Source organism: Gelidibacter salicanalis (assembly GCF_016469035.1).
Lineage (GTDB): Bacteria > Bacteroidota > Bacteroidia > Flavobacteriales > Flavobacteriaceae > Gelidibacter > Gelidibacter salicanalis_A.
Map to the genome: position 1 here is coordinate 1 of NZ_JAEHJZ010000121.1, position 623 is coordinate 623.

General features: G+C 39.8%; 2 protein-coding genes (1 of these 2 running past the window's edge). Both read right to left on the minus strand.

What is annotated here, in order from left to right; translation table 11 throughout:
• Positions 1 to 602, minus strand: a 602-nt coding sequence (locus JEM65_RS21135; RefSeq protein ID WP_368856074.1) for a glycoside hydrolase domain-containing protein, incomplete at its 3' end; no start/stop codon positions are given.
• A protein-coding gene (locus JEM65_RS23610) for a hypothetical protein (protein ID WP_439953520.1) crosses the window boundary here: on the minus strand, positions 599 to 623 show its 3' end. Its footprint extends 245 nt past the window's final position; the window shows 25 of its 270 coding nt (coding positions 246-270); its start codon lies off the right edge, out of view; the stop codon is at positions 599 to 601. The genes JEM65_RS23610 and JEM65_RS21135, both read right to left, overlap by 4 nt.

Below are 623 nucleotides of genomic sequence, written 5' to 3' on the forward strand. Positions count from 1 at the left end.
AATTCTGGTGCATGTTGGTTGAGCAATTTTAGCATGGCTTTCATTTCTTCTGGGCCCCGCTCATCCATGGCAATTCTGGTGATTTTATTCCAACCTTTTTGCTCTAAATGTGCTTTGAATTGTATTAAGAAAGGCTTCCATAAGTCTTCATACGCTTCAGTTCCTGGAGCTGCTTTAAGCTTTACTTCTTGGTTTGTGGCTTCATCAAAATAATAGAATTCATTGCCCCAAGGCACCATAGAGTAACAGCTGATTTGGTTTTTCACACCCAAATCCATCATCATTTGTACCCATTTATCAAAAACGGCATAATCATAAGTCCATGTGCCGTCAGCTTTCTTTCGCCATTCAATCATCGTCTCAAACTGATCAAAAGTCTGTCCTCCCCAAGGTCTTTTGTTCAGTGATACGGTAATTACTTTTTGTCCAGCATCGGCAAGACGTTTCATGATTGGTTCTAATAAATTCCAATGTTCTGGTGACCAAAGTTCGACATCGTGAAAACGTGCAACTGCAAAAGGATTTTGCCATAAGTCTAAATGGAATTTCCAATCGGCAACTGCTGGTAATATTTTATCGATAACGCGGATGGAGAGTTCTATTGTTTTGGACTCTTGTCCTTT